Annotated in this window: 18 protein-coding genes; 8 read left to right on the top strand and 10 right to left on the bottom strand. The window is 61.6% G+C overall.

Annotation, left to right across the window (positions count from 1 at the left end; all coding sequences use genetic code 11):
• Positions 1 to 3 precede the first annotated feature (3 nt).
• Positions 4 to 450, bottom strand: a complete 447-nt coding sequence (locus AB4O25_RS18255) for a GNAT family N-acetyltransferase (protein ID WP_017528615.1) — start codon at positions 448 to 450, stop codon at positions 4 to 6.
• On the bottom strand, positions 447 to 1,082 hold the full coding sequence (locus AB4O25_RS18250) for an FMN-binding negative transcriptional regulator (RefSeq protein WP_017528614.1): 636 nt from the start codon (positions 1,080 to 1,082) through the stop codon (positions 447 to 449). The genes AB4O25_RS18255 and AB4O25_RS18250 overlap by 4 nt, the downstream gene beginning before the upstream one ends.
• Positions 1,083 to 1,172: 90 nt before the next feature.
• Here AB4O25_RS18250 and pdxR point away from each other — a divergent pair, with 90 nt between their 5' ends.
• Positions 1,173 to 2,726 carry a MocR-like pyridoxine biosynthesis transcription factor PdxR gene (pdxR, locus tag AB4O25_RS18245; RefSeq protein ID WP_017528613.1) on the top strand — a complete coding sequence of 518 codons (1,554 nt, stop codon included), beginning with the start codon at positions 1,173 to 1,175 and terminating at the stop codon, positions 2,724 to 2,726.
• A gap of 35 nt (positions 2,727 to 2,761) precedes the next feature.
• Here the strand turns inward: pdxR and AB4O25_RS18240 are convergent, their stop codons facing one another.
• From AB4O25_RS18240 to aspA, 6 genes are all read right to left on the bottom strand, one after another.
• Entirely contained in the window at positions 2,762 to 3,034 is a 273-nt protein-coding gene (locus tag AB4O25_RS18240) for a hypothetical protein (protein WP_460149839.1), read from the bottom strand.
• Between the two features lie 189 nt (positions 3,035 to 3,223).
• Complete coding sequence (locus tag AB4O25_RS18235) at positions 3,224 to 3,670, bottom strand: hypothetical protein (RefSeq protein WP_460149838.1); 447 nt, start codon at positions 3,668 to 3,670, stop codon at positions 3,224 to 3,226.
• A 14-nt stretch (positions 3,671 to 3,684) separates the two neighbouring features.
• Entirely contained in the window at positions 3,685 to 4,077 is a 393-nt protein-coding gene (locus AB4O25_RS18230) for a hypothetical protein (protein ID WP_460149837.1), read from the bottom strand.
• 97 nt (positions 4,078 to 4,174) lie between these two features.
• A complete protein-coding gene (locus AB4O25_RS18225) occupies positions 4,175 to 5,158 on the bottom strand; it encodes an asparaginase (protein ID WP_460149836.1) in 984 nt (327 codons plus the stop codon).
• Positions 5,159 to 5,235: 77 nt separating this feature from the next.
• Entirely contained in the window at positions 5,236 to 6,681 is a 1,446-nt protein-coding gene (locus AB4O25_RS18220; RefSeq protein ID WP_017528609.1) for an alanine/glycine:cation symporter family protein, read from the bottom strand.
• Positions 6,682 to 7,071: 390 nt separating this feature from the next.
• Positions 7,072 to 8,496 carry an aspartate ammonia-lyase gene (aspA, locus tag AB4O25_RS18215; RefSeq protein ID WP_017528608.1) on the bottom strand — a complete coding sequence of 475 codons (1,425 nt, stop codon included), beginning with the start codon at positions 8,494 to 8,496 and terminating at the stop codon, positions 7,072 to 7,074.
• Between the two features lie 182 nt (positions 8,497 to 8,678).
• Between aspA and AB4O25_RS18210 the strand changes: the two genes are divergently transcribed.
• The 5 genes from AB4O25_RS18210 to AB4O25_RS18190 all read left to right on the top strand — a co-directional run bounded on the left by AB4O25_RS18210 (position 8,679) and on the right by AB4O25_RS18190 (position 12,487).
• Positions 8,679 to 9,587: a LysR substrate-binding domain-containing protein gene (locus AB4O25_RS18210; protein ID WP_017528607.1), complete on the top strand. Its 909-nt coding sequence runs from the start codon at positions 8,679 to 8,681 to the stop codon at positions 9,585 to 9,587.
• Between the two features lie 343 nt (positions 9,588 to 9,930).
• A complete protein-coding gene (purE, locus tag AB4O25_RS18205) occupies positions 9,931 to 10,422 on the top strand; it encodes a 5-(carboxyamino)imidazole ribonucleotide mutase (protein WP_003176980.1) in 492 nt (163 codons plus the stop codon).
• 11 nt (positions 10,423 to 10,433) lie between these two features.
• On the top strand, positions 10,434 to 11,519 hold the full coding sequence (locus AB4O25_RS18200; RefSeq protein WP_017528606.1) for a 5-(carboxyamino)imidazole ribonucleotide synthase: 1,086 nt from the start codon (positions 10,434 to 10,436) through the stop codon (positions 11,517 to 11,519).
• Positions 11,520 to 11,627: 108 nt separating this feature from the next.
• Complete coding sequence (locus AB4O25_RS18195) at positions 11,628 to 11,873, top strand: GlsB/YeaQ/YmgE family stress response membrane protein (RefSeq protein WP_005792540.1); 246 nt, start codon at positions 11,628 to 11,630, stop codon at positions 11,871 to 11,873.
• A 77-nt stretch (positions 11,874 to 11,950) separates the two neighbouring features.
• Positions 11,951 to 12,487, top strand: a complete 537-nt coding sequence (locus AB4O25_RS18190; RefSeq protein ID WP_017528605.1) for a DUF3299 domain-containing protein — start codon at positions 11,951 to 11,953, stop codon at positions 12,485 to 12,487.
• Between the two features lie 57 nt (positions 12,488 to 12,544).
• On the opposite strand, the gene AB4O25_RS18185 is transcribed toward AB4O25_RS18190, so the two are convergent.
• Both AB4O25_RS18185 and AB4O25_RS18180 read right to left on the bottom strand, forming a co-directional pair.
• Entirely contained in the window at positions 12,545 to 13,444 is a 900-nt protein-coding gene (locus AB4O25_RS18185; protein WP_017528604.1) for a D-hexose-6-phosphate mutarotase, read from the bottom strand.
• A gap of 57 nt (positions 13,445 to 13,501) precedes the next feature.
• The gene (locus tag AB4O25_RS18180) at positions 13,502 to 13,906 is read right to left on the bottom strand and encodes an acyl-CoA thioesterase (protein ID WP_003176975.1); all 405 of its coding nucleotides are present in this window, start codon (positions 13,904 to 13,906) and stop codon (positions 13,502 to 13,504) included.
• A 409-nt stretch (positions 13,907 to 14,315) separates the two neighbouring features.
• On the opposite strand from AB4O25_RS18180, the gene AB4O25_RS18175 reads away from it, so the two are divergent.
• Complete coding sequence (locus AB4O25_RS18175; protein ID WP_017528603.1) at positions 14,316 to 15,605, top strand: MFS transporter; 1,290 nt, start codon at positions 14,316 to 14,318, stop codon at positions 15,603 to 15,605.
• 256 nt (positions 15,606 to 15,861) lie between these two features.
• Entirely contained in the window at positions 15,862 to 16,851 is a 990-nt protein-coding gene (locus AB4O25_RS18170; protein ID WP_017528602.1) for a phosphate ABC transporter substrate-binding protein PstS, read from the top strand.
• Positions 16,852 to 17,120: the final 269 nt, after the last annotated feature.

The raw sequence follows: 17,120 nt of genomic DNA, 5'->3' as shown, positions 1-17,120 counted from the left end.
TCCTTAAAGACCTTTGCGAAATTGGATGAAACCCGGGCGTTCGGCGATGCGCTCATACAGTTGGATCGCGGTGGCGTTGGTCTCGTGGGTCAGCCAATGCACCTTACAGCAGCCGTCGGCCTTGGCGGTGGCGTAGACGAACTCGATCAGTTTGCGGCCCACGCCGGTGCCGCGTTGCGTCGGGCCCACGAACAGGTCTTGCAGGTAACAGGAATTCTCGATGCTCCAATTGGAGCGGTGGTAGATGAAGTTGACCATGCCCACCGCCTTGCCGGCTTGCCAGGCCAGCGCCGAATGGGTCGGTTCGTTGGCCTCGACCAGGCGTTGCCAGGTGCTCTGGGTCACGGCGTCCGGCAGTTCGGTGTTGTAGAAGGCCAAGTAGGCCTGCCACAGCGGCAGCCAGGCGGCGTAATCAGCGGCGCTGACCTGGCGAATTTCAATCGGGTTCATACGGGCTCCTTGGGAATGAAACGCGCGAGCGTCTGGTCACGCACGTCTTGGCTGGCGGTCAGGCCTTCGCGCACGCCGGCCATATCCGCCGCGCTGCGGTTCTGGCTGAGTTTGCGTTTGCCGATCAAGCGGTCGATCGGCAGGGCGAAGCCGACGATGGCCTTGAGCATGCCGTCGATGTAGTCGGCCGGTGCGTCGCTCACGGCCCAGGGTTGGGCGCGGCCGCTTTCGTGGCGCTCGGTCAGGGCGCTGACCAGCTTGAGCAGGCGTTCGGCGTCGGTGAACACCTCGGCTTTGCCGTAGGCATGCACGGCGATGTAATTCCAGGTTGGCACCACTTTGCCGTGCTCGGCCTTGGCCGGGTAAAACGCCGGGCTGATATAGGCATCGGCACCGGCGAAGATCACCAGGGCATCACTGCCGTTGTGTAAATCGCGCCACTGCGGGTTGGCCTTGGCCAGGTGCCCGTAGAGCGTGCCATTGGGGCCTTCATCCGGGTTCAGTAGCAACGGCAAGTGGCTGGCCTGCAGGCCTTGTTCGCCAAAGGTCACCACCTGCGCCAGGCGCGTGTGCTGGATCAGTTGCTGAATTTCAGGCAAGTCGTCGAGGGCGAAGGCGCGTGGTGTGTACATAAATATTTTCCTTGGCGAATGCCAGCATCCTAGGCAGGCTATTGGTTCGTTGTAAGAGCCATCTGTGGCTCATTTCATAGGTCCAATTTCATGCCCTCTTTACACGCACCTTTGTCGTTCAACCCCGCCGGCATCGAGCTGGACCGCAGCCAGGGCCTGACGCGTCAGCTATACCAGGCCCTGCGCCAGCGTGTGCTGGACGGGCGGCTCGCCAGTGGCACCCGTTTACCGGCAACCCGCGACCTGGCAACCGCGTTGTCGATCTCGCGCAACAGCGTAGTGCGGGCCTATGACCAGCTCTATGCCGAAGGCTTTATCGAAGGGCGGGTGGGCGATGGCACCTATGTGGCGCAGCTACCGACAAGCCGTGATGCGCCAAAAAAATTATCCACAAAATTGTCCACAGGGTTTTCAACAGGCTTATCCCCAGCCTTATCCACAATTTGCAGGAGTTCTTCGCCATCCGACGCAGAAAAAGTTATCCACAGCGCGGCGCTGGAGCGCCTGGAAAGCCATCATTTGCCGCTGCCTCCCACCGGTCCGCCACGGGCTTTCAGGGTGGGCGTACCGGCCTTCGACCTGTTCCCCTTTGAGGTGTGGGCCAAGCTGAATGCGGCTTTTTGGCGTAAACCGAACCTGCAGCAGCTGTGCTACGGCAACCCGGCGGGGGATGAGCGGCTGCGTGGTTTGATCGCGGCTTACTTGCGCAGCTCGCGAGGGATGCAATGCACGGCTGAGCAAATAGTGATCACCAGCGGCGCACAGCAGGCAATCAGCCTTTGTGCACAGCTGCTGGTCGCGCCGGGCGACACGGTGGCGATCGAAAACCCAGGCTATCGTGCGGCCGGGCACGCGTTCGCGATTGCCGGCGCGAAACTCCAGGGTGTGGCGCTGGACAGTGAAGGCATCGACTGCACTGCGCTCAACGCGCTCACCGATTGCCGCCTGGCCTACGTCACTCCCTCGCATCAGTACCCGACGGGCGTGGTCATGAGCCTGGCCCGGCGCCTGGAGTTGCTGGCCTGGGCCGAGCGCAGTGGCGGCTGGATCATTGAAGACGACTACGACGGTGAGTACCGCTACAGCGGTGCGCCGTTGGCCCCCTTGGCGGCGCTCGACCGCAGCGGGCGCGTGCTGTACGTCGGCACCTTCGGCAAGGTCGCCTTTCCCGCGTTGCGCCTGGGTTATCTGGTGCTGCCGCAGGGCTGTGTCCAGGCGTTCACGCGGCGCCGGGCGGTGGATGTGCGGCATTCGGAAGTCAGCACCCAGGCGGTGATGGCCGAGTTTATGGCTGCGGGGCATTTCCAGCGTCACATCCGCCGTATGCGCCGGGCGGCGTTGAGTCGGCGTAACGCGTTGCTGGCCGGCTGGCCCGCCGACGTGCCGGGCATGGGCAGCCTGCCCAGTGTTACGGCGGGGTTGCACCTGACCGTACGCGTCGACAGCCTGGCGCGTGAGCAATGGTTGCTGGCGCAAGCGCGTGAAGCGCAGGTCGAGATCACCGGGTTGAGCAGCTATTGGCTACCGGGCTCGCTCACCCCGGCCGACCAGCGTGCGGGGCTGGTGCTGGGCTTCGCCGCCGTACCCGAGGCGGCGGCCGCTGAGGCATTGGCCCGGCTGCGCACGGCGTGGCAGGTTGAATAATCACACGCGCCACGAACCAAGGCGTGATGAGAAGCCTAACGCCGTGAAGGCTCAAGCTTGAGAAATTCCGCCTGTAGCACCGGGCCGCTGAACTCGCGCAGTTTGGCCGGCTCCACCAGAAAGTCGGCGACGGCCCATGGCGACGGCAGTTCACCGGGGGATACATAATTGGTGTAGTCCGCGCGCACTGCGTCCGGCAGCCAGGCGACCACCGATTCACGCAGCTCGGGCGTTTGCCTGATTGCATACAGCAGGTTTGCCGGTGACGGGTATTGAACCAGTGCCGGGTCGAACAGCGGGCGATACAAAAGGCACTTTGCAGGGCCAGGTCGGCGAGGGTGAACGTGGTGGTTTCGACTTGGCCGGGCACGCTGAAGGTGCCCCAGAACACCTGGCTTCTGACTTGAATGCGCAGGCTGGCGAGGTCCAGGTACTTCGCCTCGGGGTGGTCTTTTATCAGCTCGGTCTTGAGCTGGTTCAGGGCGTCCTGGCGGATGTCAGGGATATCGTCCTGATAGGTTTTGCCGACGTTCAGGTTGTTGAGTGAGGCCAGGTCTTTGAGATGGCGTGCATAAAACTCCAGGTCCGAGGTAGAGGCCTCCTGGGTCAGCCAATCCGGCAGAGCCTCCTGGTACCGGCTTCACGATGGGCGTGCTGGCGGAGACGTCGAAGCGCGTATGGGCCTCGATTGGCAACGTGATCATGGCGCAGGCCTGGTGCGCGAAGAAGTCGTCGGTTGGTTCGTACAAGCGCCACAGCAGGCGATCATACGGATCGAGGCGGTACATCAGCGTCGGCAGTGACGCGCCCAGTTGCACCATGGTGTCGAACTTCTGGTAACCGTTAAGCAACGAATGGCAGAGGATGACGGTTTTCCCGGCGGATTTTCCCACCAGTACGGCGATGAACACTTGGTGGGTATGGGTGATTGTATCGCCGCTCACCAAGTCGACATCGATCAGGCAGGCGCGGCTCTCGAAGCGGTTATTGCGCCGGTTCGCGGGGGCAGGTGAGTGGCCGGGTCGGTGAGCGGTTGCTGCGTGAGAAAGTGCTCGCCTTCGATGCATAGGGTCGGCAACTGAGTGATGGCTTGCCGGGCCAATATGTTGCTAAGGGTTTGATACTGCGGTGCGCCGGCAACGATCCGGTTGTCGACGAGCTTCCACGTCGCAGTGCCCATCAGCGCCGTGTCCGGGTTGATGTTCAGGTCAGGGTATTTTTCGTCCAGTGACTGGCGCAGCAGGTCGGCGGCGACTTCGCTGAGGGAGGGGCCGACGCATAACTGGGTCACCAGTTCCAGAGTCAATTCGTTTTCTTGTGCGTTCGGCGGGGTAGAGCGTAGATCGGTCATGGTGCAGGCCTGTCTTGCCAGTTGATGGAAACGCCCCGAGGCATACGCTCGGGGGGGGGCTCCATGCTAGGAAAGGGCAAGACAGGGCAGGCGGTGCTTATGTAGCGGGCTGTTCGGTGCCCAGGTCCAGTTCCACCAGGCGGCGCACTTGCGTGCTGGCAAGGCCCGCGCCGAGCAAGGCGTTGAGCTTGCCGAACGCCGCTTCGCGGGTCATGCCGCCACCGGACAACACGCCCACGTCCCGCAGGCGACTACCCGCCTCATACACATCCAGCTCCACACCACCTTCATGGCATTGGGTAATCGCCACGACCACCACGCCCTTGTCCTGCGCATGCTTGAGGCTGGCGAGGAACGCGGGGTTATCGCTGGGGCCGGTACCGCTGCCATAGCATTCCAGGATCAGCGCCTGGATGCCGCTGGCGATCAGCGCATCCAGTTGCACGGCGGCGATGCCCGGCACCAGCGGCAGCACACCGATGTTGGCCAGGGCTTTGGGCTGGCGGTAATTCAGGGCCTCGGGGATTTGATCGGCCTTGGCCGCGTGGCTGCTGCGTTGCAGCGCTGCGAACGGGTTGCGCCCGAAACTACGGATTTTTGCGCAACGGGTCGGCGCCATCAGCGCGCCGTGGAAGTACAGATGTACGCCGGCCGCGAGGCCTTCACCCAGTGCTTGCAGCGCGCCGGTGACGTTTTCCCAGGCATCGCTGTCGGGCACGCCGGCCGGTAGCATCGAACCTGTGAACACCACCGGCGCCGGCAGGCCCAGCAGTTGGAAAGCCAAGGCCGCCGCGCTGTAGGCCAGGGTGTCGGTGCCGTGCAGGATCAGCACGGCGTCGCAGCCGTCGTCCACGGCTTCAACCACGGCGGTGCGCAGTTGCTGCCAATAGGCTGGGTTCATGTTGGCGCTGTCGATCAGTGGCGACATTTCCCGAAAGCGCCAGGTCGGCAGGGTCACATCGGCAAGCTGTTCGCGCATGCGCGCTTCAAAACCGGATGCGGGGGCCAGGCCGTTGGCGCTGGCCTGCATGCCTATAGTGCCGCCGGTGTAGAGCACCATCACGTTGTTGGCTGATTGCATCAAAGAATCTCCTGAACGAAAAACGCCGCCGGGCCCAGAGCATGCCCAAGGCCGGGCGGCGTGTCATCTATCTACACTCAGCGTTGTACTTGAGCGTTCAGTTCAGCGGTTGCAACGGTATCCGGCTTCACTGGGTTGGCAGGCCAGGCCTTGCGATCCAGGTCCAGGTCAGGGAACTGGCTGGAATCGAATACCGGTGTCTTGATGCCCGCTGCGCGCTGGTTGTCGTAGTCGTTCAGGATGCGCATGGCAATCTTGAACAGGAACGCCAGGGCGAACAGGTTGACGAAGGCCAGCAGGGTCATGGTGATGTCGGCAAAGGCGAACACGGTGCTCAGGTTCTCGATGGAGCCCCAGAAGATCAGCACCAGCACCAGCGTGCGGTAGCCGATCAGCACCTTGCGGTTGTTGCCCACCAGGAAGCGCAGGTTGCTCTCGCCCAGGTAGTAGTTGTACATGATCGAGGTGAACACGAATAACGCCAGGGCCACCGAGATAAACATGCGGCCCCAGTCACCGACTACCGCCGCCAGGGAGTTCTGGGTCAGGGCAATGCCGTCGCCTTCAAAACCCGGGGTGTAGAAACCCGAAAGCAGGATCAGCAACGCGGTACAGGTGCAGATCACGAAGGTATCGAGGAACACGCTGAACGCCTGCACCACGCCTTGGGCGACCGGGTGTTCTACCGAGGCCACCGCTGCCACGTTAGGCGCACTGCCCAAACCGGCTTCGTTGGCGAACACGCCGCGCTTGACACCCATGATGATCGCGCTGCCCACCAGGCCACCGAAGGCTTGGTCGAGGCCGAAGGCGCTTTTGACGATGGTCGCGAGCATGGCCGGTACGTGGTCGAATTGCAGCACGATCACGTAGAGGGTTACGGCGATGTACACCAGGGTCTTGACCGGCACCAGCAGGTCGGCGATCGAGGCGATGCGCTTGATCCCGCCGATGAACACCAGACCCAGCAATACCGCCAGGGCCAGGCCGGTGTAGGTGGTGTCCAGGCCGAAGGCGTTGTTCAGCGAGTGGGTCACGGCGTGGGCCTGCAGGCCGTTGAAGGCGAAGCCGAAGGTCACCAGCAGCAGGAACGCCATGACCATGCCCAGCCAGCGTTTGTGCAAACCGTGCTGGATGTAATAGGCCGGGCCGCCACGGTAAGTGCCTTCCGCGTCGGTGCGCTTGTACAACTGGCCCAGGGAGCACTCGATAAAGCTCGAAGACATGCCCACCAACGCGGTGACCCACATCCAGAACACGGCACCAGGGCCACCCAGGGTCACGGCAATGCCGACACCGGCGATGTTACCGGCACCGACGCGGCCGGCCAGGCTGAGCATCAGCGCCTGGAACGAACTGAGCTGATCGGAGCTGTTCTTGAGGCTGTCGCGAAACACCGAGAACATGTGAAAAAAATGACGCAGTTGAACGAAACGCGAGCGGATCGTGAAATAACCGCCGAGCCCGACAATGAGCGCGATCAGTACTTTCCCTGAGAGGAAGTCGTTGATGACTTCGAGCATGGAGTGTTCCTCGCTGATTTTTTAATGGCAAACGCAGGACGGGTCGACGCATCGCTCAGCACCAGGCAGTGCACGACGTTTCGATGCCAATCCTTTTGCGGGTGTTGTTATTCATGCGCTTTCGCTGCGTGCTGGCCGCTTGGTCGACGGCCGCAGACGCGAAGAGGGGCGGCACTATACCTAGGCGAACGTGATCCGTCTGCCCGTGCCGATTAAAGGTTTCAGCCAAGCTGTTACAGGGGAGGTGGGTTTGCAGGGCGATATTGGATTTTTTATGGGCGTCATTTCACAACCTCGAAGCAAAAAAAAGGGCCTGAAGAACGAGCCTTCAGGCCCTCAAAAGGTGAGAGGTGTCTAGTCCCTCAACCTGGTGAGCGGTGCAACAAACGCTTAGGCCTTCAGCGGGACCAAACGTGGAGCAATCATGTTTTCGGGGCGCAGGATGTCGTCGAGCATGGCGTCGTCGAGCAAGCCTTCTTCGCGCACCAGTTCCAGTACCCCACGGCCGCTTTCGAGAGCGATACGTGCGATACGGGTGGCGTTTTCATAGCCGATGTACGGGTTCAGCGCAGTGACCAGGCCGATGGAATGCTCCACCAGTTCGCGGCAGCGCGCTTCGTTGGCGGTGATGCCGACGATGCAGTGTTCGCGCAGCATGTCCATGGCGCGTTGCAGCAGGCGGATCGAGTCGAAGATCTTGAAGGCAATCAGCGGCTCCATCACGTTCAGTTGCAGTTGGCCACCTTCGGCCGCCATGGTCAGGGCCAGGTCGTTACCGATGACCTGGAACGCTACCTGGTTCACGGCTTCCGGGATCACCGGGTTGACCTTGCCGGGCATGATCGAACTGCCTGGCTGGCGTGCCGGCAGGTTGATCTCGTTGATGCCGGTGCGTGGGCCGCTGGATAGCAGGCGCAGGTCGTTGCAGATCTTCGACAGCTTCACGGCGGTACGCTTGAGCATGCCGGAGAACAGCACGAAGGCGCCCATGTCGGAGGTGGCTTCGATCAGGTCGGCTGCCGGAACCACCGGCTGGCCGCTGATGACCGCCAGGCGCTGTACGGCCAGGGCCTGGTAGCGTGGGTCGGCGTTGATGCCGGTACCGATGGCGGTGCCGCCCAGGTTCACTTCGGTGAGCAGCTCCGGCGCCAGGGTTTTCAGGCGCGCCAGGTCTTCACCCAGGGTGGTGGCGAAGGCGCGGAATTCTTGGCCGAGGGTCATCGGCACGGCGTCTTGCAATTGGGTGCGGCCCATTTTCAGCACGTGGCCGAACTCGACGCCCTTGGCGGCGAAGGCTTGGATCAGGCTGTCGAGGCTGGCCAGCAGCGCGTCATGGCCCAGCAGCAGACCCAGGCGGATCGCGGTCGGGTAGGCGTCGTTGGTCGACTGCGCCATGTTCACGTCGTTGTTGGGGTGCAGGTATTGGTATTCGCCCTTCTGGTGGCCCATGGCCTCCAGCGCGATGTTGGCGATGACTTCGTTGGCATTCATGTTGGTTGAAGTGCCGGCGCCGCCTTGAATCATGTCCACCACGAACTCTTCGTGGAAGTCGCCGCGGATCAGGCGAGCGCAGGCTTCGCTGATGGCCGCGTGCTTGGCTTCGCTGAGCTGGCCCAACTCGCGGTTGGCGTCAGCCGCTGCTTGCTTGACCATTGCCAGGCCGACCACCAATTTCGGGTAATGCGAAATCGGAACGCCCGAGAGGCGGAAGTTGTTGACCGCTCGCAGGGTCTGGATGCCGTAATACGCTTGAGCCGGTACTTCGAGTACGCCAAGCAGGTCTTTTTCTGTACGGAAAGATGCAGCAGAGGACATGACGGAAATCATCTCGATAAGGACCCGGAACTGGCCGGAACGCTGCGAATGCTAGGCTTGTACGAATTTTTGGGCCAATGCTGTTAAACACTGGCCTATGCATAAACGGCATAATGCAAGTGTGACCCGGCTATCATGGCGGGCGTGTGTGCCAAAATGGTGCGTACCCGTGGGAGGCAGTGATGAACCTTGAGAGCAAATGGCTGGAAGACTTCAGTGCCTTGGCCGCGACCCGAAGTTTTTCCCAGGCGGCCGAGCGGCGCTTTGTCACCCAGCCGGCGTTCAGCAGGCGTATCCGCAGCCTGGAAGCCGCGTTGGGCCTGACCCTGGTCAACCGCTCGCGCACGCCAGTGGAGTTGACGGCGGCGGGGCAGCTGTTTTTGGTCACCGCACGCACGGTGGTCGAGCAGCTGGGTGAAGTGCTGCGCCATTTGCATCATTTGGAAGGCGGGCAGGGCGAAGTCATGCAAGTGGCCGCCGCCCACTCCCTGGCGCTGGGTTTCTTCCCACGCTGGATCGCGCAATTGCGCAACGAAGGCCTGAACATCGCCACGCGGCTGGTCGCCACCAACGTCGGCGACGCCGTGCACGCCCTGCGCGAAGGCGGCTGCGACTTGATGCTGGCCTTCTACGACCCGGATGCGGCGATGCAGATGGACGCCGAAATCTTCCCTTCGCTGCACTTGGGCAACACTGAGATGCTCCCGGTGTGCGCCGCCGACGCCGCCGGCAAGCCGCTGTTCGACCTGGAAGGCGAGGGCAGTGTGCCGCTGCTGGCCTACAGCGCCGGTGCGTTTCTTGGCCGTTCGGTACACCTGTTGCTGCGCCAGCGCGCGTTGCGCTTTACCACCGTGTACGAAACCGCGATGGCCGACAGCCTCAAAAGCATGGCCCTCGAAGGCCTGGGCATTGCCTGGGTGCCGCAACTGAGCGTGCGCGCCGAACTGGCGCGCGGTGAGCTGGTGGTGTGCGGCGGCCCGCAATGGCATGTGCCGCTGGAGATTCGCCTGTATCGCTGTGCGTTGGTGCGCAAGGCGAATGTGCGGTTGTTGTGGCGAAAGCTGGAAGGTGGCGCGGCGCACAGTACCTGAGCCCAATCTTGGGCCGAATGCAGGGCAAATGCGGGAGAGGCTTGCATCCCGATAGCGGTGTGTCAGGCGATGATTAGGACACTGAACCAGCGCTATCGGGAGCCAGCCCCCTGCCACAGGTTATTGCGCTGTTTCGCTGACTCTTAAGTCAATAAAACCGCCGGTTTGCGCGGTAAGACAGATGGTCATCCCAGGGGCTGTTTATCTGCGTTATTACGGTATACTGCGCGGCCTTCGGCCGGTCCAACCGGCCTTAATTCGTACACCAAGCCACGCCGGATTTCCCGCGTGGCTTGTTGTTTTTTGACGCGCCTGCGGGCGCCCAGAGAGAAGAGGCACGACGATGAGTGCATTGGTTGGCGTGATCATGGGCTCCAAGTCCGATTGGTCCACCCTTAGCCACACCGCCGATATGCTGGAAAAACTCGGCATTCCGTATGAAGTGAAAGTGGTCTCTGCCCACCGCACCCCGGATTTGCTGTTCCAGTATGCCGATGAAGCAGAATCCCGCGGCATCGAGGTGATCATCGCCGGTGCCGGCGGTGCAGCACATTTGCCAGGCATGTGCGCGGCCAAGACTCACCTGCCCGTGTTGGGCGTACCGGTGCAGTCGGCGATGCTCTCGGGCGTGGACTCGCTGTTGTCCATCGTGCAGATGCCGGCTGGCATTCCGGTTGCGACCCTGGCGATCGGCAAGGCCGGCGCGATCAACGCCGCGTTGTTGTCCGCCAGTATCCTGGGCGCCAAGCACCCGCAGTTTCATGCGGTGCTGAAAAAATTCCGTGCTGAGCAAACAGACAGCGTGCTGGACAATCCAGACCCACGTATCGCCTGAGGTTGTTGACGATGAAAATCGGTGTAATCGGTGGCGGCCAACTGGGCCGCATGCTGGCGCTGGCGGGAACCCCGCTGGGGATGAACTTCGCTTTCCTGGACCCGGCGCCGGACGCCTGTGCGGCCGCCCTGGGTGAACACCTGCGCGCTGACTACAGCGACCCGGACCACTTGCGCCAACTGGCCGACGAAGTCGACCTGGTGACCTTCGAATTCGAAAGTGTCCCTGCCGAAACCGTCGCATTCCTCTCCCAGTTCGTGCCGGTGTACCCGAGCGCCGAAGCCCTGCGCATCGCGCGTGATCGTTGGTTCGAGAAGAGCATGTTCAAGGACCTGGGCATTCCGACCCCGGCCTTCGCCGACATCCAGTCCCAGGCAGACCTGGACGCGGCCGTCGTCAGCATTGGCCTGCCGGCCGTGCTGAAAACCCGCACCCTGGGTTACGACGGCAAAGGTCAGAAAGTCCTGCGCACCGCCGCTGATGTGGCCGGCACCTTCGCCGAGCTGGGCAGCGTCGCCTGTCTGCTGGAAGGCTTCGTGCCGTTCACCGGTGAAGTCTCGCTGATCGCCGTGCGTGCCCGTGATGGTGAGATCCGCTTCTACCCGTTGGTGCACAACACGCATGTCAACGGCATCCTCAAGCTGTCCGTGGCCAGCACCGATCACCCGTTGCAGGCCCTGGCCGAAGACTATTCCAGCCGCGTGCTCAAGCAACTGGATTACGTCGGCGTGATGGCGTTCGAGTTCTTTGAAGTCGACGGTGGCCTCAAGGCCAACGAAATCGCCCCGCGCGTACACAACTCCGGGCACTGGACCACCGAAGGCGCCGAGTGCAGCCAGTTCGAAAACCACCTGCGGGCGGTGGCGGGCTTGCCGCTGGGCTCCACGGCCAAGGTCGGCGAGAGCGCCATGCTCAACTTCATCGGCTCGGTGCCGCCGGTTGAGCGGGTGATGGCAATCGACGATTGCCATGTGCACCACTACGGCAAGGCCTTCAAGGCCGGACGCAAGGTCGGCCACGCCAACCTGCGTTGCAAGGACCGCGCGACGCTGCAGGCGCAGATCCTCAAGGTCGAAGCGCTGATCGCCGAGCAATAATATGCCTGGCAATGGCGGGAACCATTCGGTCGCCGCCATCCTCTGATTGCAGGATGCCAAAGCCTGACTAGGCTTTGGCATAGCTCACACTAATCAGAGGGAAATGCCATGGGTATCATCGGAACCATCTTTATCGGCTTGATCGTCGGTCTGCTCGCGCGTTTCCTCAAGCCTGGCGACGACAGCATGGGTTGGATCATGACCATCCTGCTGGGTATCGCCGGCTCCCTGGCGGCGACCTACGGTGGTCAGGCACTGGGCATCTACCAGGCCGGCCAAGGCGCAGGCTTCATCGGTGCACTGGTAGGCGCCATTGTGTTGCTGGTGATCTACGGTCTGATCAAAAAGAAGTAATCAGCCGACAAAGTCCTCTGCGCTGCGCAGGCGCAGAGGGCTAGAATGCTCGGCACTTGTACTTGCCGAGCCTCTCCATGCGCCGTCTTCTGTTAACTCTTCTCCTGCTGGGCTGTGGCCTGGCACACGCCGGTGAACTGCCGGAAACCGACTGGCTCGACCTGATGCCGCTGTCGGACCAAAAAGCCCTCGAGGCCATGCCCGAAATCGACCACAACTCCCCCGAAGCCCAAGGCACCTTTACCGATAAGGGCGGCCTGAAGCAGAGCAAAGGCTTGCCGGCGGTGATGTATTCGACCAAGACCGTGGCGGCCATGAACGGTAAGAACATCCGCATCGGCGGCTACCCGGTGCCGCTGGAGACCGATGCGAAGGGTCGCAGCACGTTGTTCTTCCTGGTGCCCTACCCCGGCGCATGCATCCACGTGCCGCCGCCGCCGCCTAACCAACTGGTACTGGTGCGTTATCCCAAGGGGTTGAAGCTCGATGATATCTACACGCCGCTGTGGGTGACGGGAACGTTGAAGGTGGAGAAGGTGAATAACGACCTGGCGGACGCGGCGTATGCGCTGGATGCGGGGAAAGTGCGGGTGGTGAAGGAGTCCGATCTCTAAGCTCTTGCGCAAAACAAATGTGGGAGGGGGCTTGCCCTCCCACAGTTAGAACGTTATCTACAGGGCGATCGCGGTGATGCTCACGCCCAGGGTGTGGCTTTCGCCGGGAGCCAAGGCCACCACGTCATCCAGCACATTTGCGGTCTCGATGCACAGCATGCCCTGCCAGCCATCGTCGGCCATGTCGTCAAACGCCTTGGCGCGTTCAGTCCAGGGGTTCCAGATCACGGTCGATTTCGAGCCTTGGCTGGTGAGCTGAATGCGGCGCTGCCACTCCTTATCGACGATGTGCAAAGCAGAGGGCGTATTGAGGTAGATGCGGTCGGTTTCGGCGCTGAAGTGCAGCAGGCCCGATTGCATTTTCTCGCTCCAGCCATCTGCGGTATCGATATACGTCGTGCCGTCCAGCCCCTCGACCTGCACGTTGCGTACGTCGCTCACGGCGAAGTAGGTGTGCAGTGCCTGGCTGAGCGTGACGGTGTCGGCACCACGGTTATGGCTGGTCAGGCGGATATGCAGGTGGCTGTCCAGTAACAGGCTCAACTTCAGGTCGACCTGATGAGGCCATCCGGGGAAGCCGCCGGCCGGGACCGGTAGTTCCAGCTCCACCCGCAGCGCTTGACCTTCAATCTTGGTCTCCACCAGCCTCCACATCGCGGTACGCACGAAACCGTGCGCGCCCGCAGGCTGATCACTTTGGCGCATTGCCTTCACGCTTTGCGGGTTGCGGTCGAACACACCAAACCACGGCCAGCACACCGGTACGCCGGTGCGGATGCCTTTGCCTTTCTTGAACACCGCTTCAGGGTTCGGCCAGATCAGCGGCTGCTCGCCCTCGCGCTGGTAACTGAAGATATGCGCGCCCTGTTGGGCCACCTTCAGTTCGGCACCGTTGTGGTGGATGAGCCAGCAGTCCAACTCGTCGATTTTCACGGTTTCAACGTGAGGCATAGGCATACACAGCACTCTCAATGACAGGCAATGGGGCAATGGACCGTCAAAACCCGGCGAGGTTTAACGCGCGCGCGACGGTACCGAACGTGTACGGCCGCTGCCGTCGATGGCGACGAAGACAAACACCGCCTCGGTCACCTTGCGCCATTCGCTGGACAACGGGTCGTCGCTCCACACTTCGACCATCATCTGGATCGAGCTGCGGCCGATTTCCAGGGCCTGGGTATAAAAGGACAGCTGCGCGCCCACCGCTACCGGTACCAGGAACGCCATGCGATCAATGGCCACGGTCGCCACGCGGCCACCCGCGACTTTGCTGGCCATGGCTGTACCGGCCAAGTCCATCTGCGCCACCAGCCAGCCGCCGAAGATATCGCCAAAGCCGTTGGTTTCACGCGGGAGCGCGGTGATTTGCAGGGCGAGATCGCCTTGCGGGATAGGGTCTTCTTGTTCGAGTTCGATCATGCCGGGGGGCCTCTGACCCGTGACGCTTCATGGGTATTTCAAGTGGATAGCCGTCTTGTAGAAAAACGTTTCAGCACCAACCTACACCGCTCGATGCGTTTCTCGTAAGGCGTACTAAAAAGGGAAGCTCTGCCAAATCGGCTGGATGGCACCCAACGACGTTTTGGCACAGCAGCCCCTCAAGACTGCGGGTTCTGCGCTTGCAAGGGCCGAGTATATCGGGACCCTGGCGCCACGACGACCTTCCGAGGCTCATTTGGTCGGTAAATAGACGCTGTATCGGGGCTTTTGCAAGCAACTGTTCTCCTGGCGCTGTGCTTTTACAAGCGATTTGCTATCTTGCCAAGCCCGCCGCCAATCACGGGCGTGCCGTCTTTATTACGCTGATTACTATAAGAGAAGCCTTGCCATGTCCTCCGTGCCCGCAAGCAGTGCGCAATCGTCGCGCCCGCTGACCCGCAACGACTATAAAACCCTGTCGCTGTCTGCCTTGGGCGGGGCGTTGGAGTTTTATGATTTCATCATTTTCGTGTTTTTCGCCACCGTGGTCGGAAAACTGTTTTTCCCGGCCGACATGCCCGAATGGCTGCGCATGATGCAGACCTTCGGTATCTTCGCCGCCGGTTACCTGGCGCGCCCGCTGGGCGGCATCATCATGGCGCACTTCGGCGACCTTCTGGGCCGCAAGAAGATGTTCACCCTGAGCATCTTCATGATGGCCGTGCCGACCCTGATCATGGGCCTGCTGCCAACCTACGCTCAGATCGGCCTGTGGGCGCCGATCCTGCTGCTGCTGATGCGCGTCATCCAAGGCGCGGCGATTGGCGGCGAAGTACCGGGCGCCTGGGTGTTCGTCTCTGAGCACGTACCGCCGCGCCACATCGGCTACGCCTGCGGCACCCTGACCAGCGGCCTGACCGCCGGGATCCTGCTGGGCTCGCTGGTGGCCACGGCCATCAACACTATTTATAGCCCGCAGCAGGTCTCGGATTACGCCTGGCGCATTCCGTTCCTGCTCGGCGGTGTGTTTGGCCTGCTGTCGGTGTACCTGCGCCGCTGGCTGCATGAAACGCCGATCTTCGCCGAAATGCAGCAGCGCAAGACCCTGGCCGCCGAGTTGCCGTTACGCGCGGTGCTGCGTGACCACCGGGGCGCCATCGTGCTGTCGATGCTGCTGACCTGGTTGCTGTCGGCCGGTGTGGTGGTGGTTATCTTGATGACTCCTACCGTGTTGCAAACCGTCTACCACTTCAGCCCGACTGTTGCGCTGCAAGCCAACAGCCTGGCCATCGTCACCCTGAGCCTGGGTTGCATCGCCTCCGGCGCGTTGGCCGACCGTTTTGGGGCCGGCCGCGTACTCACGGCCGGTTGCGCGCTGTTGCTGGCGACGTCCTGGACGCTCTATCACAGCCTTCTGAGCCACCCCGATTGGCTCTTTCCGCTGTACGCGTTGACCGGCCTGTTTGTCGGCACCATCGGCGTAGTGCCGTATGTCATGGTCAAGGCCTTCCCGCCGGTGGTGCGTTTCAGTGGTCTGTCGTTTTCCTACAACGTGGCCTACGCCGTGTTCGGCGGGCTGACGCCGCTCGCGGTGTCGCTGCTGATGAAGGAAAGCGCCATGGGCCCGTCCTACTACGTGGCGGCCCTATGTGTGATGGGGATCGTGGTGGGTGGGTACCTTTGGAAGCGCGGGCGTTAACACTCGCCCGATGCCCCTGTGGAGAGGGAGCAAGTCCCTCTCCGCAATCAAGATGTTCCTTCAATGATTGCAGCGTATTTCTAAATTATCGCGGTACCTGCGCATCAACCCGTGTTTCCTCGCCTTTGCGCGCGCGCCTGTCCTTTCTTCCAATGCTGGCCTTTCATCTAATTGTCATATTCCGGACATAGAGTGTTCACACGGCCTACCGATACTTGGCCCCGATCCAACTATCCCTATCTGCTAGGAGTAAGGCATGAAACTGAAGCGTTTGATGGCGGCAATGACTTTTGTCGCTGCTGGCGTTGCGACTGCCAACGCGGTGGCCGCTGGTGTTGACCCGGCAATCCCGGCTTACGTTAAGACCACCGGTGTGTCCGGCAACTTGTCCAGCGTCGGTTCCGATACCCTGGCTAACCTGATGACCCTGTGGGCTGAGGGTTACAAAAAGGAATACCCGAACGTCAACATCCAGATCCAGGCTGCCGGCTCGGCGACCGCGCCACCTGCGCTGACGGAAGGCACCTCTAACCTGGGCCCGATGAGCCGCAAGATGAAGGACACCGAACTGGCTGCCTTCGAGCAGAAGTACGGCTACAAGCCAACCGCTATCCCGGTTGCCGTGGATGCCCTGGCCGTGTTCGTGCACAAGGACAACCCGATCCAGCACCTGACCATGGAACAAGTCGACGCGATCTTCTCCTCGACTCGCCTGTGCGGTGGCAAAGCTGACGTAAAAACCTGGGGCGACCTGGGTGTGACCGGTGACCTGGCCAACAAGCCTGTGCAATTGTTCGGTCGTAACTCGGTATCCGGCACCTACGGTTACTTCAAAGAAGAAGCCCTGTGCAAAGGCGACTACAAGCCTAACGTGAACGAACAACCTGGCTCGGCTTCGGTCGTGCAGTCGATCAGCTCTTCGCTGAACGGCGTCGGTTACTCGGGCATCGGCTACAAGACTGCAAGCGTGAAGACCGTGGCCCTGGCCAAGAAAGGCAGCACCGACTTCATCGAAGATACCGAAGAGAACGCCCTGAACGGCAAGTACCCGCTGTCGCGCTTCCTCTACGTTTACGTCAACAAAGCCCCGAACAAGCCTCTGGCCCCGCTGGAAGCTGAGTTCGTGAAACTGGTGCTGTCCAAACAGGGCCAGGAAGTTGTCGTGAAAGACGGCTACATCCCGCTGCCAGCCAAAGTGGCCGCCAAGGCCCTGGCTGACCTGGGTTTGAAAGAAGGCGGCAAGTAAGCCACCGGTAGAACCGCCTTGAGCCGGCTATCTGCGCGGGCTCAAGGTCCAGGCGGGTCTGCAGGACCTGGACCTCGCCTCCTAATTTTTCAGTCCGCTGCCAGCCCTGCTACGCGGCGGATTTCTTGCGTCACTGCATTGTCATCTTTCTGTCATACAGGATCGCTAGGGTGTGCGCATGAATGATCTGGCCAATTCCACCATGACGACGACTTCTCCTCCCAAGCGCATTGATTTCAATACGCCTGAGCTGCAACGCAAGCGCCGCA

This window comes from Pseudomonas sp. S3_A03 (assembly GCF_054668275.1).
Note: the sequence above shows the minus strand (reverse complement) of the source record. Positions and strands in the feature narration are given on the sequence as shown.

Bases quoted from the DNA above. Each gene is read 5' to 3' on its own strand.
- purE (WP_003176980.1), top strand. From the start codon at position 9,931: ATGAGTGCATTGGTTGGCGTGATCATGGGCTCCAAGTCCGATTGGTCC.
- aspA (WP_017528608.1), bottom strand. From the start codon at position 8,496: ATGTCCTCTGCTGCATCTTTCCGTACAGAAAAAGACCTGCTTGGCGTA.
- pdxR (WP_017528613.1), top strand. From the start codon at position 1,173: ATGCCCTCTTTACACGCACCTTTGTCGTTCAACCCCGCCGGCATCGAG.
- AB4O25_RS18175 (WP_017528603.1), top strand. From the start codon at position 14,316: ATGTCCTCCGTGCCCGCAAGCAGTGCGCAATCGTCGCGCCCGCTGACC.
- AB4O25_RS18180 (WP_003176975.1), bottom strand. From the start codon at position 13,906: ATGATCGAACTCGAACAAGAAGACCCTATCCCGCAAGGCGATCTCGCC.
- AB4O25_RS18225 (WP_460149836.1), bottom strand. From the start codon at position 5,158: ATGCAATCAGCCAACAACGTGATGGTGCTCTACACCGGCGGCACTATA.
- AB4O25_RS18210 (WP_017528607.1), top strand. From the start codon at position 8,679: ATGAACCTTGAGAGCAAATGGCTGGAAGACTTCAGTGCCTTGGCCGCG.
- AB4O25_RS18200 (WP_017528606.1), top strand. From the start codon at position 10,434: ATGAAAATCGGTGTAATCGGTGGCGGCCAACTGGGCCGCATGCTGGCG.
- AB4O25_RS18255 (WP_017528615.1), bottom strand. From the start codon at position 450: ATGAACCCGATTGAAATTCGCCAGGTCAGCGCCGCTGATTACGCCGCC.
- AB4O25_RS18170 (WP_017528602.1), top strand. From the start codon at position 15,862: ATGAAACTGAAGCGTTTGATGGCGGCAATGACTTTTGTCGCTGCTGGC.
- AB4O25_RS18220 (WP_017528609.1), bottom strand. From the start codon at position 6,681: ATGCTCGAAGTCATCAACGACTTCCTCTCAGGGAAAGTACTGATCGCG.
- AB4O25_RS18195 (WP_005792540.1), top strand. From the start codon at position 11,628: ATGGGTATCATCGGAACCATCTTTATCGGCTTGATCGTCGGTCTGCTC.
- AB4O25_RS18190 (WP_017528605.1), top strand. From the start codon at position 11,951: ATGCGCCGTCTTCTGTTAACTCTTCTCCTGCTGGGCTGTGGCCTGGCA.
- AB4O25_RS18230 (WP_460149837.1), bottom strand. From the start codon at position 4,077: ATGACCGATCTACGCTCTACCCCGCCGAACGCACAAGAAAACGAATTG.
- AB4O25_RS18250 (WP_017528614.1), bottom strand. From the start codon at position 1,082: ATGTACACACCACGCGCCTTCGCCCTCGACGACTTGCCTGAAATTCAG.
- AB4O25_RS18185 (WP_017528604.1), bottom strand. From the start codon at position 13,444: ATGCCTATGCCTCACGTTGAAACCGTGAAAATCGACGAGTTGGACTGC.